Below are 15,450 nucleotides of genomic sequence, written 5' to 3'. Positions count from 1 at the left end.
AACGCTGGCCTAAGCTGCAGGCATTGACGGCAAACGCGGCCCCTTGGGTGGGGTCGCCGAGACGGAGCCCGAGGGGTAAATCATGGCGACCAATTCAGGCGGTGACGGCAAAAACACGCTCTACTGCAGCTTCTGCGGCAAAAGCCAGCATGAGGTGCGTAAGCTGATCGCGGGCCCGACCGTGTTCATCTGTGACGAGTGTGTTGAGCTCTGCATGGATATCATCCGTGAAGAGACCAAGGCCAGCGGCCTGAAATCCTCGGACGGGGTGCCGACCCCCAAGGATATCTGCGAGGTGCTGGACGATTATGTGATCGGTCAGGCCACTGCCAAGCGGGTTCTGTCGGTTGCGGTGCACAACCACTACAAACGGCTCAATCACGCTCAGAAGGCGGGCAGCGATATTGAGCTTGCAAAATCCAACATCCTGCTGATCGGCCCGACCGGCTGCGGTAAGACGCTGTTGGCTCAGACGCTGGCGCGCATTTTGGATGTGCCGTTCACCATGGCGGATGCAACCACTCTGACCGAGGCGGGTTACGTGGGCGAGGATGTCGAGAACATCATCCTCAAGCTGCTGCAGGCTAGCGAATACAATGTCGAACGCGCGCAGCGGGGCATTGTCTATATCGACGAGGTCGACAAGATCACGCGCAAGTCCGAAAACCCCTCGATCACGCGCGACGTGTCAGGTGAGGGCGTGCAGCAGGCGTTGCTGAAGCTGATGGAAGGCACTGTGGCCAGCGTTCCGCCGCAAGGCGGGCGCAAGCATCCGCAGCAGGAATTCCTGCAGGTGGATACCACAAACATTCTGTTCATCTGTGGTGGGGCCTTTGCGGGGCTCGACAAGATCATCGCGCAGCGCGGCAAAGGCTCGGCCATGGGCTTTGGTGCCGACGTTCGGGACAATGACGAGCGTGGTGTTGGCGAGATATTCAAGGAGCTCGAGCCCGAAGATTTGCTGAAGTTTGGCCTGATACCGGAATTTGTCGGTCGCCTGCCGGTACTGGCAACACTCGAGGATCTGGATGAAGATGCGCTGGTCACTATCCTGACGAGTCCGAAGAACGCTCTGGTCAAGCAGTACCAACGCCTGTTCGAACTGGAAGATGCAGAATTGGCCTTTACCGATGACGCCCTGAAAGCCATCGCCAAGAAAGCGATCGAGCGCAAGACCGGCGCAAGGGGCCTGCGTTCTATCCTTGAGGACATATTGCTCGACACCATGTTTGAGTTGCCGGGGATGAAGAACGTGACGGAAGTCGTGGTCAATGAAGAGGCTGTGACATCCGAAGCCCAGCCCCTGATCATCTATGCGGACACTGCCGAGTCAGCCTCTGCCGGCTGAATGAGAGAGGCTCTGGACGCTTTGTGCGTTTCAGCGTTGCAAGAGGGGGCTCTGCCCCCGTCGCGACAAGTCGCGCCTCCCCCGGGATATTTATAGCCAGATGAAGAACAGATCCGCTGCTTCATCTGGCTATAAATATCCCGGAGCGCGAGGCAGAGCCTCGCATCTGCGCTGGCCCATCACATAATCAGATTTGCCGAAGGGGGTTTCATGACAATCAAGCGCATTTCGTCTGGTGGTGAATTTGAATCCAAGGTTGGATACTGCCGGGCAGTTGTCGCCGGTGGCTGGGTGCACGTGGCGGGCACAGTCGGGCAGGGCGCAACTGCCCTGGAACAGTGTCGTTCGGCGCTGGATACCATTGGCAAAGCATTGTCAGAGGCGGGTGCTTCGTTTTCAGATGTGGTGCGCATCACGTATATGCTGCCGGATCGTCAGGAATTTGAAACGTGCTGGCCTTTGCTTGCTGAGACCTTCGGAGCAAATCCGCCAGCCGCGACGATGATTGAATGCGGTTTGATTGATCCAAAATACCTGATCGAAATCGAAGTGACCGCGATTTTGCCGGATTGACGCAGGCAGGTGCCCAGGCACTGGACCTTGGCGCGCCTTTGGTCCATATCTGCGAGAAGAGAAATGCCGGAGGCAGCCGATGGGAATCCTGAACAGTCTTTTGCGGGCCGTGACCTGGTGGAACGGGGCCACCCTGAACACACAGATTTACACCGCGCGCAAGGGCGTCAAAGTCGGCGAAGACAACGAAGGCAACGTGTTTTACCGAAATGCCGACGACAGCAAACGCTGGGTGATATTCAATGGTGAGGCCGAGGCCAGCCGAGTAGACCCGGACTGGCATGGCTGGCTACACCGTACATGGGATGAGCCGCCGACCGATAAGCCTCTGCCGCATAAGTCGTGGGAAAAGCCTCATCAGGAGAACCTGACCGGAACTGCTCTGGCTTACACGCCTGCAGGATCGCTGCGGCGGCCCGACCCGGTTGACCGCAACGACTACGAGGCGTGGACCCCGGAATAGGCGAGGCCAGTATGTCTACTCACACCAAGACCGAAGTCATTGTCGGCGGGGTCGTGCTGGCCTGCGCCGTGGCGTTCGGCGTCTATGCCAGCCAATCCACGGGCCTGTCGCAGAACCGGGCCGGGTATGAGCTTGGCGCATCGTTCCGGTCGCTTGAGGGTGTTGGTGTTGGCACCGATGTGCGCCTTGCCGGCGTGAAGATCGGCACGGTGACCGGCGTTACGCTGAACTCTGACACCTATCGCGCGGATACGCAGTTTTCCGTGGCGGATGGAATTCTCATCCCGGATGACAGCGCGATCGCAATCTCATCCGAAGGCCTGTTGGGCGGCAATTTTGTCGAAGTGATGCCCGGTGGCTCACCGTTCTATTTCGAGCCGGGGGATGAGATTGAGGATACGCAAGGCGCGGTCAGCCTGATCTCATTGCTGGTGAAGTTCGTCGCCGGGGATGGCGGCGAATGATACGGGCCGCTTTGATGGTGCTGCTCTTGTCGGGCAGTATCGCTGCAGCTCAGCAGAAGGTGGAATCTGGACCGGGGGCGATGCTGCGCGGGCTGGACAAGGTCAGCGGGCAGACCGTTGATGTCGAGGTTCAGAACGGGCAGACGGCAGCGGTGTTCGGGCTGGATGTGGCCCTGGGCGATTGCCGCTATCCGGCTGAGAACCCGACGGGTGACGCGTTTGCCTATTTGACGATCTGGGAGCAGGGCAAGGCGCAGCAGTTGTTTGATGGCTGGATGATCGCGACCTCGCCCGCGTTGAACGCTCTGGATCATGCGCGCTACGATGTCTGGGTGATCCGCTGTATGACGCCCTGAGGGCTCTGCTGCAGATCAGCGGTGAAATCGGCGCTGATCTCAAGGGCCTGTTGCAATTCTCGATGATAAGCGGCGCGTGGGATTTCGATGGCCCCTAGCGAGGCCAGATGGGCCGTCAGAAACTGCGTATCGAACAGGGCAAAGCCGGTCTGCCGCAAACGGTCCACCAGATAGGCCAGCGCGATCTTCGATGCGTCGGTCCGGCGTGAGAACATGCTTTCGCCGAAGAAGGCCGCACCCAGAACCACGCCGTAGACCCCTCCGATCAGTGCCTCGCCCTCCCAAATCTCAAGCGAATGGGCGTGGCCAGACTGATGCAGGTCCTGATACAGGCGGCGTAGTTCGGGGTTGATCCAGGTGTCTGCCCGGTCGGCGCAGCCATCGACGACGCCAGCAAAGTCCTGATTGATAGTGATGTCGAACCCGCAGGTTCGCAGACGACGCGCAAGGCTGCGCGAGATATGAAAGCCGTCCAGCGGGAACACGCCCCGGAACTTTGGATCGACCCAGAACAGCTCGGGGTCGTCGCGGTGTTCGGCCATCGGAAAAATGCCGATGGAGTAGCCATGCAGCAGAAGTTCGGGGGATAGGCTCATGCTGGGTGCCCCGGGATCGGAAGGCCGCAGCCCTCCGATCCCATGCGTTTATTGGGCCATGTTCTCCGCAAGCCAGTGCTCCAGCCAGTGGATGTTATAGTCGCCGCTGTGCAGATCGGGTTCCTGCAGCAGCGCGTGGAACAGCGGCACGGTGGTATCGATGCCGTCGACAATCAACTCGCCCAGCGCTCGTTCCAGACGGGCCAGCGCCTCGGTCCGGTCGCGGCCCTGCACGATGAGTTTGGCAATCAGCGAGTCGTAGTAAGGCGGGATCGAGTATCCGTCATAAAGCGCTGAATCCATCCGCACGCCCAGACCACCCGGTGCGTGATATGCGGTGATTTTGCCGGGGCAGGGTGAGAAGTTGGGCAATTTTTCCGCGTTGATCCGAACCTCGATAGCGTGGCCATTGATCTCAAGATCATCCTGGCCAAAGGACATCTCTTCGCCAGCGGCGACACGGATTTGTTCGCGCACCAGATCGACGCCGAAGATGCCCTCGGTGACGGGGTGTTCGACCTGCAGGCGAGTGTTCATCTCGATGAAATAGAACTCGCCGTTCTCATACAGGAACTCGATGGTGCCCGCGCCGATATAGTTGATCTTGGCGACCGCATCGGCGCAGATCTTGCCGATCTTGGCGCGTTCTTCGGGGGTGATGCAGGGGCCGGGGGCCTCTTCAAAGACCTTCTGGTGACGACGCTGAAGCGAGCAGTCGCGCTCGCCCAGATGAACCGCCTTGCCCTTGCCGTCGCCAAAGACCTGAATCTCGATGTGGCGCGGCGTGGTCAGGTATTTCTCGATATAGACCTCATCGTTGCCAAAGGCAGCTTTGCCCTCGGCCCGCGCGGTCATGAAGGCGCTTTCCATCTCATCAGCGCTTTGCGCGACTTTCATGCCGCGCCCGCCACCACCGGCGGTGGCCTTGATGATGACGGGATAGCCGAACTCTTCACCGATGCGCTTGGCGTCGGCCAGTGTCGGCACCCCGCCGTCCGAGCCGGGCACGCAGGGCACACCCAGTTCTTTCATCGTGTCTTTGGCGGTGATCTTGTCGCCCATTACGCGGATATGTTCGGCGGTGGGGCCAATGAAGGTGATGCCGTGGTCTTCGACGATCTGCACAAACTCGGCATTTTCAGACAAGAAGCCATAGCCCGGGTGAATCGCCTGCGCGCCGGTGATTTCACAGGCCGAGATGATAGCAGGCACCGACAGATAGCTCTGCGGGCTGGGCGGAGGGCCGATGCAGACCGATTCGTCCGCCATGCGCACATGCATCGCGTCGCTGTCGGCAGTCGAATGCACGGCAACCGTCTTGATCCCCATCTCGCGGGCTGCACGGATCACGCGCAGGGCAATCTCGCCTCGGTTGGCAATCAGGATTTTGTCGAACATGGGCCCGCCTTACTCAACGATGACCAAAGGCGTACCGAATTCCACGGCATCGCCATCCGCGACGAGAATGCGCTTGATGGTGCCCGATTTGGGCGCGTGGATGTGGTTCATGGTTTTCATGGCTTCGACGATCAGCAAGGTGTCGCCTTCTGACACTGATGCACCAACGCTGATGAACGAGGGCGCGCCAGGTTCGGGCTGCATGTAGACGGTACCAACCATGGGCGAGGTCACCGCGCCCGGGTGGCTCGCGGGATCATCGACAGCAGCGGGCGCTTCGGCGGCGGCAGCAGGGGCAGCGGCCGGGGCAGGCGCTGCGGCCGGGACGGCCACCTGAACCGGAGCGGCAACCGTCTGCGACATCCGGCTCACGCGGACATTCAGGCTGTCTTCTTCGCCATATTCGCGCTTGACCTGCAGCTCGGTCAGGTCATTCTCGCGCAGCAGTTCGGCCAGTGCCTTGATGAACGCCACATCCGCTTCGTGTTTGGTATCTGTCATGAGTGTCCTCGAAGGTTCCCCTATGGCCCGTCTGTTCCGTGCGGGCTTGGTCTGATTACGCAGGGTTATAAGGCATGGCGTCGGGCATGAAAAGCGTCGTTTGAGCCTACAATGTGGGGGTTGCGGGATTTGCAGCACCGATCGCACTCAGAGCGGCATCCCCGAGAGTTTGGCCACCAATTCGGGCAGTTTGCGCGCGCCAAATTTCTCAAGCAGCCGCGCGCGGTAGGCTTCGATCGTGCGATAGCTCAGTCCCAGTTCGACACCGATTTCCTTGGCTGAAAGGCCCCGGCAGGACAGGATCGCGACCTCGCGTTCGCGGGTGGTCAGTTCAACCAGAGGGCGTTCTTCCGAGATGTCTGAAAAGCTCCAGACTCCATGACGGAACGGGTCATCTGGTGTCAGCGACCGGCCCCGTGCGCGGCACCAGAACAGATCGCCGTTGCGGCGGCGCATGACCCTCTCATCGGTGTAATAGCCAGTGTCGCGCATGACTTGCAGGCTGCGTGCGCCAATCCGTTCCCAATCCGCCACCGATGGGTAGAGATGCAGCAGCGGCATGTTGCGATAGTCGGCCTCATCCCCGCCGAAGGTCCGCGCGAATTGCAGGTTGCAGCGCCGGATGATCCGGTTTTCCAGCTCGACAAGGCCGATGGGGGCATATTCGAAGGCGGGGTCGCTCATGGCTTCATGGTGACGCGTATTGCGCGGAAAGAGAAGAGGAGGCAGCGGTTTCGCTTAGGGCTATTTGTTAAGGTTGTAAAGACACTTTGAAAACGCAAAGATAACTGTTAAAAAACACCGGGTAATTCTGCAAAATCGGACAGCGCTCCGAAAGGTTCAGCGGCAATGCGAGACACTCTGACCGGCAGCCGGATACGCGAAAGGCGGCAGATTTCAGGGCTGCGTCAGGCAGAACTGGCGCGGCAGGTGGGAATTTCGGCCTCATATCTGAACCTGATCGAACATAATCGTCGCCGTATCGGGGGTAAGTTGCTGGTCGATATCGCAGCTGCCTTGTCGGTCGAGCCATCTCTGCTGACGCAGGGTATTGAAGAGACGCTGATTTCGGCCTTGCGCGAGGCCGCGGCAGATGCGGTGGGCCAAACGGCCGAACAGGACGCGCTTGAGGAATTCGCAGGGCGCTTTCCTGGCTGGTCCTCAGTTCTGGCGCAGACGCACCGCCGTGTGATCTCGCTGGAACGCACGGTCGAAACCCTGTCGGACCGGCTGACCCATGATCCGCATTTGGCGGCGTCGATGCATGAAGTGTTGTCAACCGCCGCGGCGATCCGCTCAACCGCAGCCATTCTTGCAGAACCCGGCGAAATCGAGGCCGAGTGGCGTGACCGTTTCCATAGCAACCTGCACCAGGACGCCGAACGATTGGCGGAAAGCTCGAAGGCGCTGGTAAACTATCTGGATGACACCGAGGGGCAGGGGGATTTGCGCGGCGTGCCGCTGGACGCGGTCGAGGCGTTTTTCGCCGAGCAGGGCTTTCATTTCCCCCAGATCGAGGCTGGTGGCCACAGCGCCGACGTGCCGCTGGAGGCGCTGGAGTCATCCGCCGCCAGGACGGTGGCTGCCGATGTACTTGATCTCTGCGCATCGGATGCGCGTGCCATGCCGCTGGAACAGGTGCAGGCCGCACTGAGCAACGCAGAGATCGACCCCCTGGCGCTGGCCAACGCGTTTTCGGTCGATCTGGCAACGGTGCTGCGGCGGCTGGCCTTTTTGCCCGAAGGGACGCTGGCGCGCCCGGCGGGGCTGGTGATCTGCGATGCCTCGGGCAGTGTGCTCTTTTACAAACCGGCACCGGGCTTTGGCTTGCCGCGCCATGGCGAGGCTTGCCCGCTCTGGCCATTGTTCACGGCGCTGAACCGTCCTCTGGTGCCGATCCGCAAGCGCGTGGTGCAATTGGGTCGGACGGCGGCTGAGTTCGAGTGTTTTGCGATCGCGTGGCCTCAACCTGCCGAGGCGTTCGGGGATGAGCCGGTCTATCGATCTGTCATGCTGGTTTTGCCGGTCGAGGACACGGCGCAACCAGCCGCAAACGCGGCGCAGGCGGGCGCGAGTTGCCGGATCTGTCCGAAACGTGACTGCAGTGCGCGGCGCGAACCCTCGATCCTGAGCGAAGGGTTTTGACAGGTTCCCGAGACAGCGCTTAATCTGTGCTGGACAGGTGGCCGGGCGTGCGACCGGTCATGGGGAGGAATTGCAAATATGAGCCGTAAGGTTCTGCTGATCGAGGATGAGCCTAATATCACCGAGGCGATCCGGTTTCTGCTGACGCGCGAGGGGTGGCAGGTAGAAACCCATGCTGAGGGCACAGATGCGGTTCAGGTCGTTTTGGCGGCCCAACCCGATCTGGTCATACTGGATGTGATGTTGCCGGGCAAAAGCGGGATGGATATTTTGCGTGATCTGCGCGAACACCATGAAACACAGGGCTTGCCGGTTCTTATGCTGACCGCGCGCGGCCAGTCCCGCGACCGCGAGATGGCCGAGCAGGCCGGGGTCAGCCGCTTTATGACAAAACCGTTCTCGAATGCCGAGGTTCTGACCGCAGTGCGCGACCTGCATGCGCAGGCCTCGCGGTCATGAGCCCGTCGGACGAGCGCAAGGATTCAGCGGGTTCCACCCGTCCGTCACTGTTTCTGGAGCGTCAAAGCTATCGCCGCCGCCGGTTGGCGGATGCGGCAAGGCTGTTGCCGTTTCTGGGTGCTGCGATGCTGGCTTTGCCTTTGCTATGGCCCGATAGCTCGGGCGGGTCCGACGCCGTGTTGCTGTCGTCGGCCATGTTCTACATCTTTGCCTGCTGGGGTGTTCTGATACTGATCAGCCTGATTTTCGGGTTTGCCGCCAGACGCATGGCGGCGCGTGAGAACGCCGAACCCGAGGCCGAGCCATGGCAACGCTGAATGTCCTCATTCTGGTCTGTCTGGGCTATGTCGTGCTGCTGTTCGGCGTGGCTTTTGCAGCGGACCGTCTGGCGGCTGCTGGCGGCGGCAGGTGGCTGCGCTCGCCTTTGATCTACACCTTGTCGCTGTCGATCTACTGCACCGCGTGGACATTCTATGGTGCCGTCGGCAGCGCTGCACGTTCGGGGCTGGAGTTTGTGACCATCTATCTGGGTCCGACGCTTGTCATGGTCAGCTGGTGGTGGGGTCTGCGCAAGCTGGTGCGCATCGGGCGCAGCCAGAGGGTGACGTCGATCGCTGACCTGATCTCATCCCGCTATGGTAAGTCCAACACGCTGGCCGTCTGCGTCACCATTCTGGCGGTGCTGGGCGGCACGCCCTACATCGCTCTGCAATTGCAGTCGATTACACTGTCATTCTCGATCTTTGCCGAGGCGGATCCAACTGGTCTTTACCGTGAGGGCTCAAGCGTGTTCTGGGTGGCTGCCGGTCTGGCGATGTTTGCCATTCTGTTCGGCACCCGAAATCTTGACGCAAACGAACGCCACCACGGGGTGGTGACCGCCATCGCGCTGGAATCCGTGGTCAAGCTGTTTGCCCTGCTGGCGGTCGGCATCTTCGTGGTCTGGGGCATTGCCGGCGGGATCGGACCCATGATGGACCAGATCGATGCATCGGAGATCGGCCAATGGCGTGTGGATGCCGGGCGCTGGACCACTTTCATCTTCCTGTCGGCTGCGGCTTTTGTCTGCCTGCCGCGAATGTTTCAGGTGATGGTGGTCGAGAATGATGACGAAAGCCACCTGCGTACCGCCGCCTGGGCCTTTCCGCTGTATCTGCTGCTGATGAGCCTGTTTGTGGTGCCCATTGCCGTCGTTGGGCTGGACCTGATGCCGGAAGGCTCGAACCCCGACCTGTTCGTGCTGACCGTGCCGCTGTCGCAGGGCAATGACTGGCTGGCGATGTTATCCTTCATTGGCGGGTTTTCTTCGGCTACGTCGATGGTGATCGTGACCGCGATGGCTCTGTCAACCATGGTGTCGAACCATGTGGTGATGCCCATCTGGCTGAATACGCAAGAGGGCGCGGGCTCGGTCTCGGGTGATGTGCGAACCATCGTACTGATCGCGCGGCGGGTCTCGATCGCGGCGATCATGGCGCTGGGTTATTTCTACTATCGCCTCTCCGGCGGAGGGGCGGCGCTGGCGTCAATCGGATTGGTGGCCTTTGCCGGGATTTCGCAGATTCTGCCCGCGCTTGTGGGCGGGCTGTTCTGGCGCGGGGCGACGCGGACAGGAGCGTTGGTTGGGCTGACCGTCGGATTTGTCTTGTGGATATACACGCTGCTGCTGCCGGGCATGGGCGGGGGCCTCATCCCGATCTCGGTCATCGAGAACGGTCCCTTCGGCTGGGGCTGGTTGCGCCCACAAGCCCTGTTCGGGATCGAAGGGATTGATCCCATGGTGCACACGGTCATGTGGTCGCTGTCGCTGAATACGATCGCCTTCTGTGTCGCCTCGATGCTCAGCTTTCCCAGTCCGCTGGAACGCCTGCAGGGCGCGCAGTTCGTGAACGTTTTTGATCACTCTGCTGCGCTGCGCGGCTGGACCGGTTCGGTGGCGCAAAGCGAAGATCTGATGATCATGACCCAACGCATTCTGGGCACCGCCCCGGCGCAGGAGTTCTTTCAGGCCGAGGCCGAGCGGCAGAAGGGCAGACCCGGACGCCTTCCAGAACCCACGCCGCAATTCCTGGAACGGCTGGAGCGCGAGCTGAGCGGCTCGGTGGGTGCGGCCACGGCGCACGCCATGATCGGGCAGATCGTTGGCGGTGCTTCGGTTTCGGTCGAAGATTTGCTGGCTGTGGCCGATGAGTCGGCGCAGCTGCTGGAGTATTCAGGTCAGCTTGAGGCAAAATCCGCCGAACTGACCCGGACGGCGCGGCAACTGCGCGAGGCGAACACCAAGTTGACGCAGGTTTCGATGCAGAAAGACGCGTTTCTCAGCCAGGTCAGCCACGAATTGCGTACGCCCATGACCTCGATCCGGGCTTTTTCCGAGATCATGCGCGATACCGACGGGCTGAGCGACGCAGAGCAGACCCGCTATGCCGCGATCATTCATGACGAGGCGCTGCGTCTGACGCGCCTGTTGGACGATCTGCTGGATCTGAGTGTGCTGGAAAGTGGTCAGGTAAGTCTGAACATGGGCGAGGCTACGCTAAGCCAGATCCTTGATCGTGCCCTGTCCAGTGCCCTGACGGGCGGTGAGAGGAAATTGACCGTTAAACGCGTGCGCCCGTCGGAACGCATCCCGCTACACACCGATTTGGACCGGCTGGGGCAGGTTTTCATCAACCTGATCTCAAATGCGCAAAAGTACTGCAACGCGGCTGAGCCGGTGTTGACGATCTCTGCCCATGATGTGGGCGGACAGGTGCTGATCGATTTCATCGACAATGGCAGCGGTATCCCGTTCGAGGCACAGTCGATGGTCTTCGAGAAGTTCGCCCGCGTCGGGTCGGACAAGGCCGGCGGTGCAGGTCTGGGGCTGGCGATCTGTCGCGAGATCATGCAGCGACTTGGTGGTGAGGTCGCCTATCTGCCGGGGCAGGGTGGTGCGGCGTTCCGGGTCAGCCTGCCGTTGGCTTACCAGCAGGCCGCGCAATAACATCCGCATAAAGATATTGGTAACGACCGCCGGGTTAAACCAAGATTCGAAACAGCGACTAACGGCGGTATCGGACGATGACGGTTCAAGCCAACGCAGCTTTGGCGCGCAAGCTTTCGACAGGGCAGGATCGGGTGGTTGAGCCAAGCCGGTCAATCCTGCGCGCTTTGCGTCTGGGGCTGGCGCGTGCCGCGGGTGAGGGGTTGGGGTTACCTCTTTCAGTGATCGGGGCGAAGCAGGGCCACCGCGCACAGGCCGAATTGGCGGACAGGTTGCCCGACGACTGGTTGCTGCTGCTGTTTGCGTCCGGGCAATCGGGGGCTGCGGCAGTGTGTCTGAACGCCGGATGTGTCGGGGCCATTGTGCAGCAGCAGACCATCGGCATGGTGACACCTGACACCCCGGCCGAGCGCGCATTCACGGACACCGACGCGGCCATGGTCGCGCCATTGCTGGAAGACATGATGGCGCGTGCCTGCAGGCTTGTTGATGCGCCCGAAGATCTTGCCAGTCTTTCGGGATATGAATACGCCTCGCGTCCCGAGACCGTGCGTGCCCTGCTATTGGCGATGGCGGACGAGAGCTATCAGGCCATTGATCTGACGGTGGAACTGGCTGGCGGAACACGTCAGGGAGAGATGTGCATCCTACTGCCCAACCCTGCGGCCGGTGATCAGAAGCAGAGCGCGTCAGAGACCCCTATTGGCCGCAACTTGGAGCAAGCCTCGGGGGTCATGCGGGCCGAATTATGTGCAGTGCTCAGTCGCGTGTCGCTGCCGCTGACCAGCTTGTCGGGGTTGTCTGTCGGGGATCAACTGCCGCTGAGCCGGGCGAAACTGGATAAGGTTGAAATCGTGACCATTGACCGGGGCCGGATGGCTGTTGGTCGACTGGGTCAATGCGGTGGGATGCGTGCAGTTCGGATCAACGAAGATCGGGGCATGACAACCTTGCCCCCAACAGAGCAGCAGCCGTTCCTCGCAAGCCGGTCCGGTCCTGTTCATGCACAAGCGCCGGAGGACACCGGTGATAATCTGGGCGAGCTAACCCCCCTCGGCGACACCAAAGAAGGGAGTGATGCCTCGCCGATCGACGCGGTGCAAATTGTTTCCGAGATTTCGCAGCTCGCTGGGCTTTCAGAAATGGATGACCAAGGCTGATCGCTTCAGCTCTGTCCGCGCATCTGGTCCAGTGCCGGACGGAGGTTCTCCAGCGCGTATCCCGCCTTGCTGGTTGCATCCAGAATATCATCCGTCGTCAGCCTGTCGCATTGACCCAGCGCCCAAACGACAGAGCATCGTGTGCCAGATGCACAATAGGCCAGAACCGGCCCGCTGCAGTTTTCCGCCATATCGCGTTGCAGGGCAACGTTTTCGGGGGTCATCGTCTGGTGCGTCAGCTCAAGCACCTCATATTCCAACCCGGCGTCCCGGACGGCCTGACCGATGGCATCGGATTGCTGGTCCGGGGGCACTTCGGAATTGGGGCGGTTACAGATCACCTTGACAAAACCTGCCTCGGCGATGGCTGGCACGTCCTCAATCTTGATCTGAGGCGAGACAGCGTAGCGGGGGGTAATCGGTCGAATCTCCATGACAATTGCTTAGGCCGGGTTTTCCATCCTGTCCAGTTGCGCCCCCACCATTGGGGCGGCAAACATGCCTGCGATCATGGCGATCAGGAACACAATTCCGCCAGTGCCGCCATAACTCAGCGATGCCATAGCCGGACCGGGGCACAAACCTACCAATCCCCAACCTACGCCGAACAACACTGAACCGACGATCAACCGCCGGTCAAGCTCGACCCGGGGCGGAGCGGGGAACGCGCCACCGACCAGTGGTGCACCGCGGCGGGTCATGCGCCATGCAACCAGCATGGGCAGGATGGCACCGCCCATGACAAAGGCCAGCGTCGCGTCCCAGTTGCCGAAAACATCCAGCCAGCCCTGCACCTTGGTCGTATCGGTCATGCCGGAGATCAAAAGCCCTGTCCCGAACAAGGAACCGGCCAGAAATGCAAACAAGTTGCGCATCAGATCACCCCCAGGCCATGGCGAAACGCCGCGACGGTCAGACCGCCGGCCAGGATGTAGAACACAGTGGCCACGATACCCCGCAGCGAGAAGCGGGAAATGCCGCAAACGCCATGCCCGGAAGTGCAGCCATTGGCGATGCGGGTTCCCACGCCAACCAACAGCCCTGCCATGATGACCAGCGCCAGATCGCCGGTCAGATGGGTTTGCGCCTGCGGAGCGATCAATGGGCGCAGCAAAAACGGCATCCCGATCAAGCCGACCAGAAAGGCCAGCCGTTCCGTCATCGCGCTGCGTTCACTGCGTGTCAGCACGCCAGCAAGGATACCGCTTGCGCCCATGATGCGCCCATTGCACAGCAGATACACGGCTGCGCCCGATCCAATCAAAAGTCCTCCGGCCAAGCCCCAGAGCCAGTCGATATGCATTTCCGGTTCCTCTCTTATCCGGCAGTCATAATTTGTTGACCGGGAGTTTCATGAACACATCGCCATTGTCATCTGCGGGCGGCATCTGCCCGGCGCGCATGTTGACCTGCAGCGAGGGCAGGATCAGACGTGGCATCGATAGCGTTGCATCGCGCGCGTCGCGCATTTCGACGAATTCTTCGATGCTGCGGCCTTGTCCGATGTGGATGTTCAACGCCTTTTGCTCGCCGACCGTCGTTTCCCAGGCATACTCATCCCGGCCGGGCGCCTTGTAGTCATGGCCGACAAAGATGCGCGTCTCATCGGGTAGCGAGAGGATCTTCTGGATCGAGGCGTACAGATCCGCGGACGAACCGCCGGGAAAGTCGCATCGCGCGGTGCCGAAATCGGGCATGAACAGCGTATCACCCACGAAGGCCGCATCGCCGATCACATAGGTCATGCAGGCAGGTGTGTGGCCGGGCGTATGCAAAACATCGCCGCGCATCTGACCGATGTGAAAGCTGGAGCCTTCGGCGAACAGTGCATCGAATTGGCTACCGTCACGCTGAAATTCGGTCCCTTCATTGAAGACTTTTCCGAACGTGTCCTGCACGGTCACGATGTTCTCACCAATTCCGATTTTCCCCCCCAACTTTTGCTGAAGATAGGGCGCGGCCGACAAATGATCGGCGTGGACATGGCTTTCCAGAATCCAGTCGACCCTGAGCCCATTGGCCACGACATGATCGACGATTTGATCTGCCGACGCTGTGTCCGTGCGCCCGGAGGCGTGATCAAAATCCAGTACGCTGTCGATGATGGCACAGGCCTGACCTTCGGGTTCGCGCACAACATATGACACAGTGAAGGTCTGTGGATCGAAAAAGGCGTTCACGATAGGGGTCATGTGGTCCTCCGTCTGGGCAGATTCACATATTGATAGCGGAATGTGACGCAAGTGCCAAATCACGAGTTGATGTCTGTCAAGGCAAGACGCGTGTAATTTGTATATCCTTTAGGCGACCCGCAGCGTATCGCCGGTTTTTGCGGTGTCTCGGCAAGAATTTGCGATACGTTGATCAAGTCTCATGCTGATCTTATTTCTGTTACCTATATCAGGCAAAGTGACACCAATTGGGAGGATGCAAAATGACTGCTCAGGACCTTTACACCGAAGCGGAACGCCTTGAGCAAAGGCTTTGTGGCGCATGTCTCGATACCCGGTTGGAATTGCAACCCAGTGTCAGCAAGGTGATCGACAAGATGCGTGCGCGGGGCGTTCAGATTCCGTCACGGTTGCGGCGGCTGGATGCGGCCCTTGCCGAGGATGCACTTGAAGCGCGCTTTGACAACATGCCCGTCTGATCGGTTGGTCATCCAAACGAGATCCCGAGGATGACCAACATCAGTCCAATGACAGACAAGAAAAGAGAGGCGAGGTTCCAGGGAAGTACCGCTTGAACCGCGGCGCGCAGTTCATCATCACTCAGACCAGATCGGCGCGCCTTCATTACGCGTAAGATGCACCAGACAAGCCCGACCAGCCCGGCCAGAGACAGGGCGGCCCCGCCCCAGACGATCATGTCGAACATGGTTTCCACACTCATCCCTTAAAACTGAGATCGCGCTTAGCGGATCGCGGCGTGCCAGACAAGCCTGCCATCCCGAATGCGCGCTTGCGGTTGGGCGGGCGGCAATGTATCCGGCATCCTGCCC

General features: G+C 60.3%; 20 protein-coding genes. 11 read left to right on the top strand and 9 right to left on the bottom strand.

Translation table 11 applies throughout. From position 1 onward, the window contains the following. Positions 1–82 precede the first annotated feature (82 nt). The 5 genes from clpX to ACR3EN_RS01135 all read left to right on the top strand — a co-directional run bounded on the left by clpX (position 83) and on the right by ACR3EN_RS01135 (position 3,204). Positions 83–1,348 carry an ATP-dependent Clp protease ATP-binding subunit ClpX gene (clpX, locus tag ACR3EN_RS01155; protein WP_480819454.1) on the top strand — a complete coding sequence of 422 codons (1,266 nt, stop codon included), beginning with the start codon at positions 83–85 and terminating at the stop codon, positions 1,346–1,348. A gap of 210 nt (positions 1,349–1,558) precedes the next feature. Next, positions 1,559–1,921 carry a RidA family protein gene (locus ACR3EN_RS01150; protein WP_480819455.1) on the top strand — a complete coding sequence of 121 codons (363 nt, stop codon included), beginning with the start codon at positions 1,559–1,561 and terminating at the stop codon, positions 1,919–1,921. A 79-nt stretch (positions 1,922–2,000) separates the two neighbouring features. Continuing rightward, on the top strand, positions 2,001–2,384 hold the full coding sequence (locus ACR3EN_RS01145) for an NADH:ubiquinone oxidoreductase subunit NDUFA12 (protein WP_480819456.1): 384 nt from the start codon (positions 2,001–2,003) through the stop codon (positions 2,382–2,384). Between the two features lie 11 nt (positions 2,385–2,395). Continuing rightward, positions 2,396–2,848: an outer membrane lipid asymmetry maintenance protein MlaD gene (gene mlaD / locus ACR3EN_RS01140; protein ID WP_480870233.1), complete on the top strand. Its 453-nt coding sequence runs from the start codon at positions 2,396–2,398 to the stop codon at positions 2,846–2,848. Then, positions 2,845–3,204: a DUF2155 domain-containing protein gene (locus tag ACR3EN_RS01135; RefSeq protein WP_480819458.1), complete on the top strand. Its 360-nt coding sequence runs from the start codon at positions 2,845–2,847 to the stop codon at positions 3,202–3,204. Before mlaD ends, ACR3EN_RS01135 begins: the two co-directional genes overlap by 4 nt. On the opposite strand, the gene aat is transcribed toward ACR3EN_RS01135, so the two are convergent. The 4 genes from aat to ACR3EN_RS01115 all read right to left on the bottom strand — a co-directional run bounded on the left by aat (position 3,168) and on the right by ACR3EN_RS01115 (position 6,383). Beyond that, positions 3,168–3,800 (bottom strand): leucyl/phenylalanyl-tRNA--protein transferase, encoded by a 633-nt coding sequence (aat, locus tag ACR3EN_RS01130; RefSeq protein WP_480819459.1) that lies wholly within the window; start codon positions 3,798–3,800, stop codon positions 3,168–3,170. The two genes, ACR3EN_RS01135 and aat, sit on opposite strands and share 37 nt — an antisense overlap. 48 nt (positions 3,801–3,848) lie before the next feature. Then, positions 3,849–5,198 (bottom strand): acetyl-CoA carboxylase biotin carboxylase subunit, encoded by a 1,350-nt coding sequence (accC, locus tag ACR3EN_RS01125; protein WP_480819460.1) that lies wholly within the window; start codon positions 5,196–5,198, stop codon positions 3,849–3,851. Positions 5,199–5,207: 9 nt separating this feature from the next. Further along, a complete protein-coding gene (gene accB, locus ACR3EN_RS01120; protein WP_480819461.1) occupies positions 5,208–5,699 on the bottom strand; it encodes an acetyl-CoA carboxylase biotin carboxyl carrier protein in 492 nt (163 codons plus the stop codon). Positions 5,700–5,846: 147 nt separating this feature from the next. Beyond that, on the bottom strand, positions 5,847–6,383 hold the full coding sequence (locus ACR3EN_RS01115; RefSeq protein WP_480819462.1) for a LuxR C-terminal-related transcriptional regulator: 537 nt from the start codon (positions 6,381–6,383) through the stop codon (positions 5,847–5,849). Positions 6,384–6,548: 165 nt separating this feature from the next. Here ACR3EN_RS01115 and ACR3EN_RS01110 point away from each other — a divergent pair, with 165 nt between their 5' ends. The 5 genes from ACR3EN_RS01110 (at position 6,549) to ACR3EN_RS01090 (ending at position 12,449) form a co-directional block, all read left to right on the top strand. Next, a complete protein-coding gene (locus ACR3EN_RS01110) occupies positions 6,549–7,844 on the top strand; it encodes a helix-turn-helix domain-containing protein (RefSeq protein WP_480819463.1) in 1,296 nt (431 codons plus the stop codon). Positions 7,845–7,922: 78 nt separating this feature from the next. Continuing rightward, positions 7,923–8,303 carry a response regulator transcription factor gene (locus ACR3EN_RS01105; RefSeq protein ID WP_480819464.1) on the top strand — a complete coding sequence of 127 codons (381 nt, stop codon included), beginning with the start codon at positions 7,923–7,925 and terminating at the stop codon, positions 8,301–8,303. After that, the gene (locus tag ACR3EN_RS01100; RefSeq protein WP_480819465.1) at positions 8,300–8,620 is read left to right on the top strand and encodes a hypothetical protein; all 321 of its coding nucleotides are present in this window, start codon (positions 8,300–8,302) and stop codon (positions 8,618–8,620) included. Before ACR3EN_RS01105 ends, ACR3EN_RS01100 begins: the two co-directional genes overlap by 4 nt. Continuing rightward, positions 8,608–11,289, top strand: a complete 2,682-nt coding sequence (locus ACR3EN_RS01095) for an ATP-binding protein (protein WP_480819466.1) — start codon at positions 8,608–8,610, stop codon at positions 11,287–11,289. The genes ACR3EN_RS01100 and ACR3EN_RS01095 overlap by 13 nt, the downstream gene beginning before the upstream one ends. A 77-nt stretch (positions 11,290–11,366) precedes the next feature. Beyond that, positions 11,367–12,449: a FliM/FliN family flagellar motor C-terminal domain-containing protein gene (locus tag ACR3EN_RS01090; protein ID WP_480819467.1), complete on the top strand. Its 1,083-nt coding sequence runs from the start codon at positions 11,367–11,369 to the stop codon at positions 12,447–12,449. A gap of 5 nt (positions 12,450–12,454) precedes the next feature. Here ACR3EN_RS01090 and ACR3EN_RS01085 read toward each other — a convergent pair whose 3' ends face one another. Genes ACR3EN_RS01085 through ACR3EN_RS01070 form a run of 4 tightly spaced genes read right to left on the bottom strand, consistent with a single transcriptional unit; the run spans position 12,455 to position 14,641 of the window. Continuing rightward, entirely contained in the window at positions 12,455–12,883 is a 429-nt protein-coding gene (locus ACR3EN_RS01085; protein WP_480819468.1) for a protein tyrosine phosphatase family protein, read from the bottom strand. A 9-nt stretch (positions 12,884–12,892) separates the two neighbouring features. Beyond that, positions 12,893–13,324 (bottom strand): DUF6691 family protein, encoded by a 432-nt coding sequence (locus ACR3EN_RS01080; RefSeq protein ID WP_480819469.1) that lies wholly within the window; start codon positions 13,322–13,324, stop codon positions 12,893–12,895. Beyond that, positions 13,324–13,752 carry a YeeE/YedE family protein gene (locus tag ACR3EN_RS01075; protein WP_480819470.1) on the bottom strand — a complete coding sequence of 143 codons (429 nt, stop codon included), beginning with the start codon at positions 13,750–13,752 and terminating at the stop codon, positions 13,324–13,326. Before ACR3EN_RS01075 ends, ACR3EN_RS01080 begins: the two co-directional genes overlap by 1 nt. Positions 13,753–13,777: 25 nt before the next feature. Continuing rightward, complete coding sequence (locus ACR3EN_RS01070; protein ID WP_480819471.1) at positions 13,778–14,641, bottom strand: MBL fold metallo-hydrolase; 864 nt, start codon at positions 14,639–14,641, stop codon at positions 13,778–13,780. A gap of 242 nt (positions 14,642–14,883) precedes the next feature. Between ACR3EN_RS01070 and ACR3EN_RS01065 the strand changes: the two genes are divergently transcribed. Then, the gene (locus tag ACR3EN_RS01065) at positions 14,884–15,099 is read left to right on the top strand and encodes a hypothetical protein (protein WP_480819472.1); all 216 of its coding nucleotides are present in this window, start codon (positions 14,884–14,886) and stop codon (positions 15,097–15,099) included. A gap of 8 nt (positions 15,100–15,107) precedes the next feature. On the opposite strand, the gene ACR3EN_RS01060 is transcribed toward ACR3EN_RS01065, so the two are convergent. After that, the gene (locus tag ACR3EN_RS01060; protein WP_480819473.1) at positions 15,108–15,326 is read right to left on the bottom strand and encodes a hypothetical protein; all 219 of its coding nucleotides are present in this window, start codon (positions 15,324–15,326) and stop codon (positions 15,108–15,110) included. Between the last annotated feature and the right edge of the window lie 124 nt (positions 15,327–15,450).

This window comes from Ruegeria sp. G7 (assembly GCF_056535465.1).
Note: the sequence above shows the minus strand (reverse complement) of the source record. Positions and strands in the feature narration are given on the sequence as shown.

Coding starts and splice junctions, on each gene's coding strand:
- clpX (WP_480819454.1), top strand. CDS start 83: ATGGCGACCAATTCAGGCGGTGACGGCAAAAACACGCTCTACTGCAGC.
- mlaD (WP_480870233.1), top strand. CDS start 2,396: ATGTCTACTCACACCAAGACCGAAGTCATTGTCGGCGGGGTCGTGCTG.
- ACR3EN_RS01080 (WP_480819469.1), bottom strand. CDS start 13,324: ATGCGCAACTTGTTTGCATTTCTGGCCGGTTCCTTGTTCGGGACAGGG.
- aat (WP_480819459.1), bottom strand. CDS start 3,800: ATGAGCCTATCCCCCGAACTTCTGCTGCATGGCTACTCCATCGGCATT.
- ACR3EN_RS01135 (WP_480819458.1), top strand. CDS start 2,845: ATGATACGGGCCGCTTTGATGGTGCTGCTCTTGTCGGGCAGTATCGCT.
- ACR3EN_RS01150 (WP_480819455.1), top strand. CDS start 1,559: ATGACAATCAAGCGCATTTCGTCTGGTGGTGAATTTGAATCCAAGGTT.
- ACR3EN_RS01085 (WP_480819468.1), bottom strand. CDS start 12,883: ATGGAGATTCGACCGATTACCCCCCGCTACGCTGTCTCGCCTCAGATC.
- ACR3EN_RS01095 (WP_480819466.1), top strand. CDS start 8,608: ATGGCAACGCTGAATGTCCTCATTCTGGTCTGTCTGGGCTATGTCGTG.
- ACR3EN_RS01090 (WP_480819467.1), top strand. CDS start 11,367: ATGACGGTTCAAGCCAACGCAGCTTTGGCGCGCAAGCTTTCGACAGGG.
- ACR3EN_RS01065 (WP_480819472.1), top strand. CDS start 14,884: ATGACTGCTCAGGACCTTTACACCGAAGCGGAACGCCTTGAGCAAAGG.
- accB (WP_480819461.1), bottom strand. CDS start 5,699: ATGACAGATACCAAACACGAAGCGGATGTGGCGTTCATCAAGGCACTG.
- ACR3EN_RS01145 (WP_480819456.1), top strand. CDS start 2,001: ATGGGAATCCTGAACAGTCTTTTGCGGGCCGTGACCTGGTGGAACGGG.
- ACR3EN_RS01115 (WP_480819462.1), bottom strand. CDS start 6,383: ATGAGCGACCCCGCCTTCGAATATGCCCCCATCGGCCTTGTCGAGCTG.
- accC (WP_480819460.1), bottom strand. CDS start 5,198: ATGTTCGACAAAATCCTGATTGCCAACCGAGGCGAGATTGCCCTGCGC.
- ACR3EN_RS01100 (WP_480819465.1), top strand. CDS start 8,300: ATGAGCCCGTCGGACGAGCGCAAGGATTCAGCGGGTTCCACCCGTCCG.
- ACR3EN_RS01070 (WP_480819471.1), bottom strand. CDS start 14,641: ATGACCCCTATCGTGAACGCCTTTTTCGATCCACAGACCTTCACTGTG.
- ACR3EN_RS01075 (WP_480819470.1), bottom strand. CDS start 13,752: ATGCATATCGACTGGCTCTGGGGCTTGGCCGGAGGACTTTTGATTGGA.
- ACR3EN_RS01110 (WP_480819463.1), top strand. CDS start 6,549: ATGCGAGACACTCTGACCGGCAGCCGGATACGCGAAAGGCGGCAGATT.
- ACR3EN_RS01060 (WP_480819473.1), bottom strand. CDS start 15,326: ATGTTCGACATGATCGTCTGGGGCGGGGCCGCCCTGTCTCTGGCCGGG.
- ACR3EN_RS01105 (WP_480819464.1), top strand. CDS start 7,923: ATGAGCCGTAAGGTTCTGCTGATCGAGGATGAGCCTAATATCACCGAG.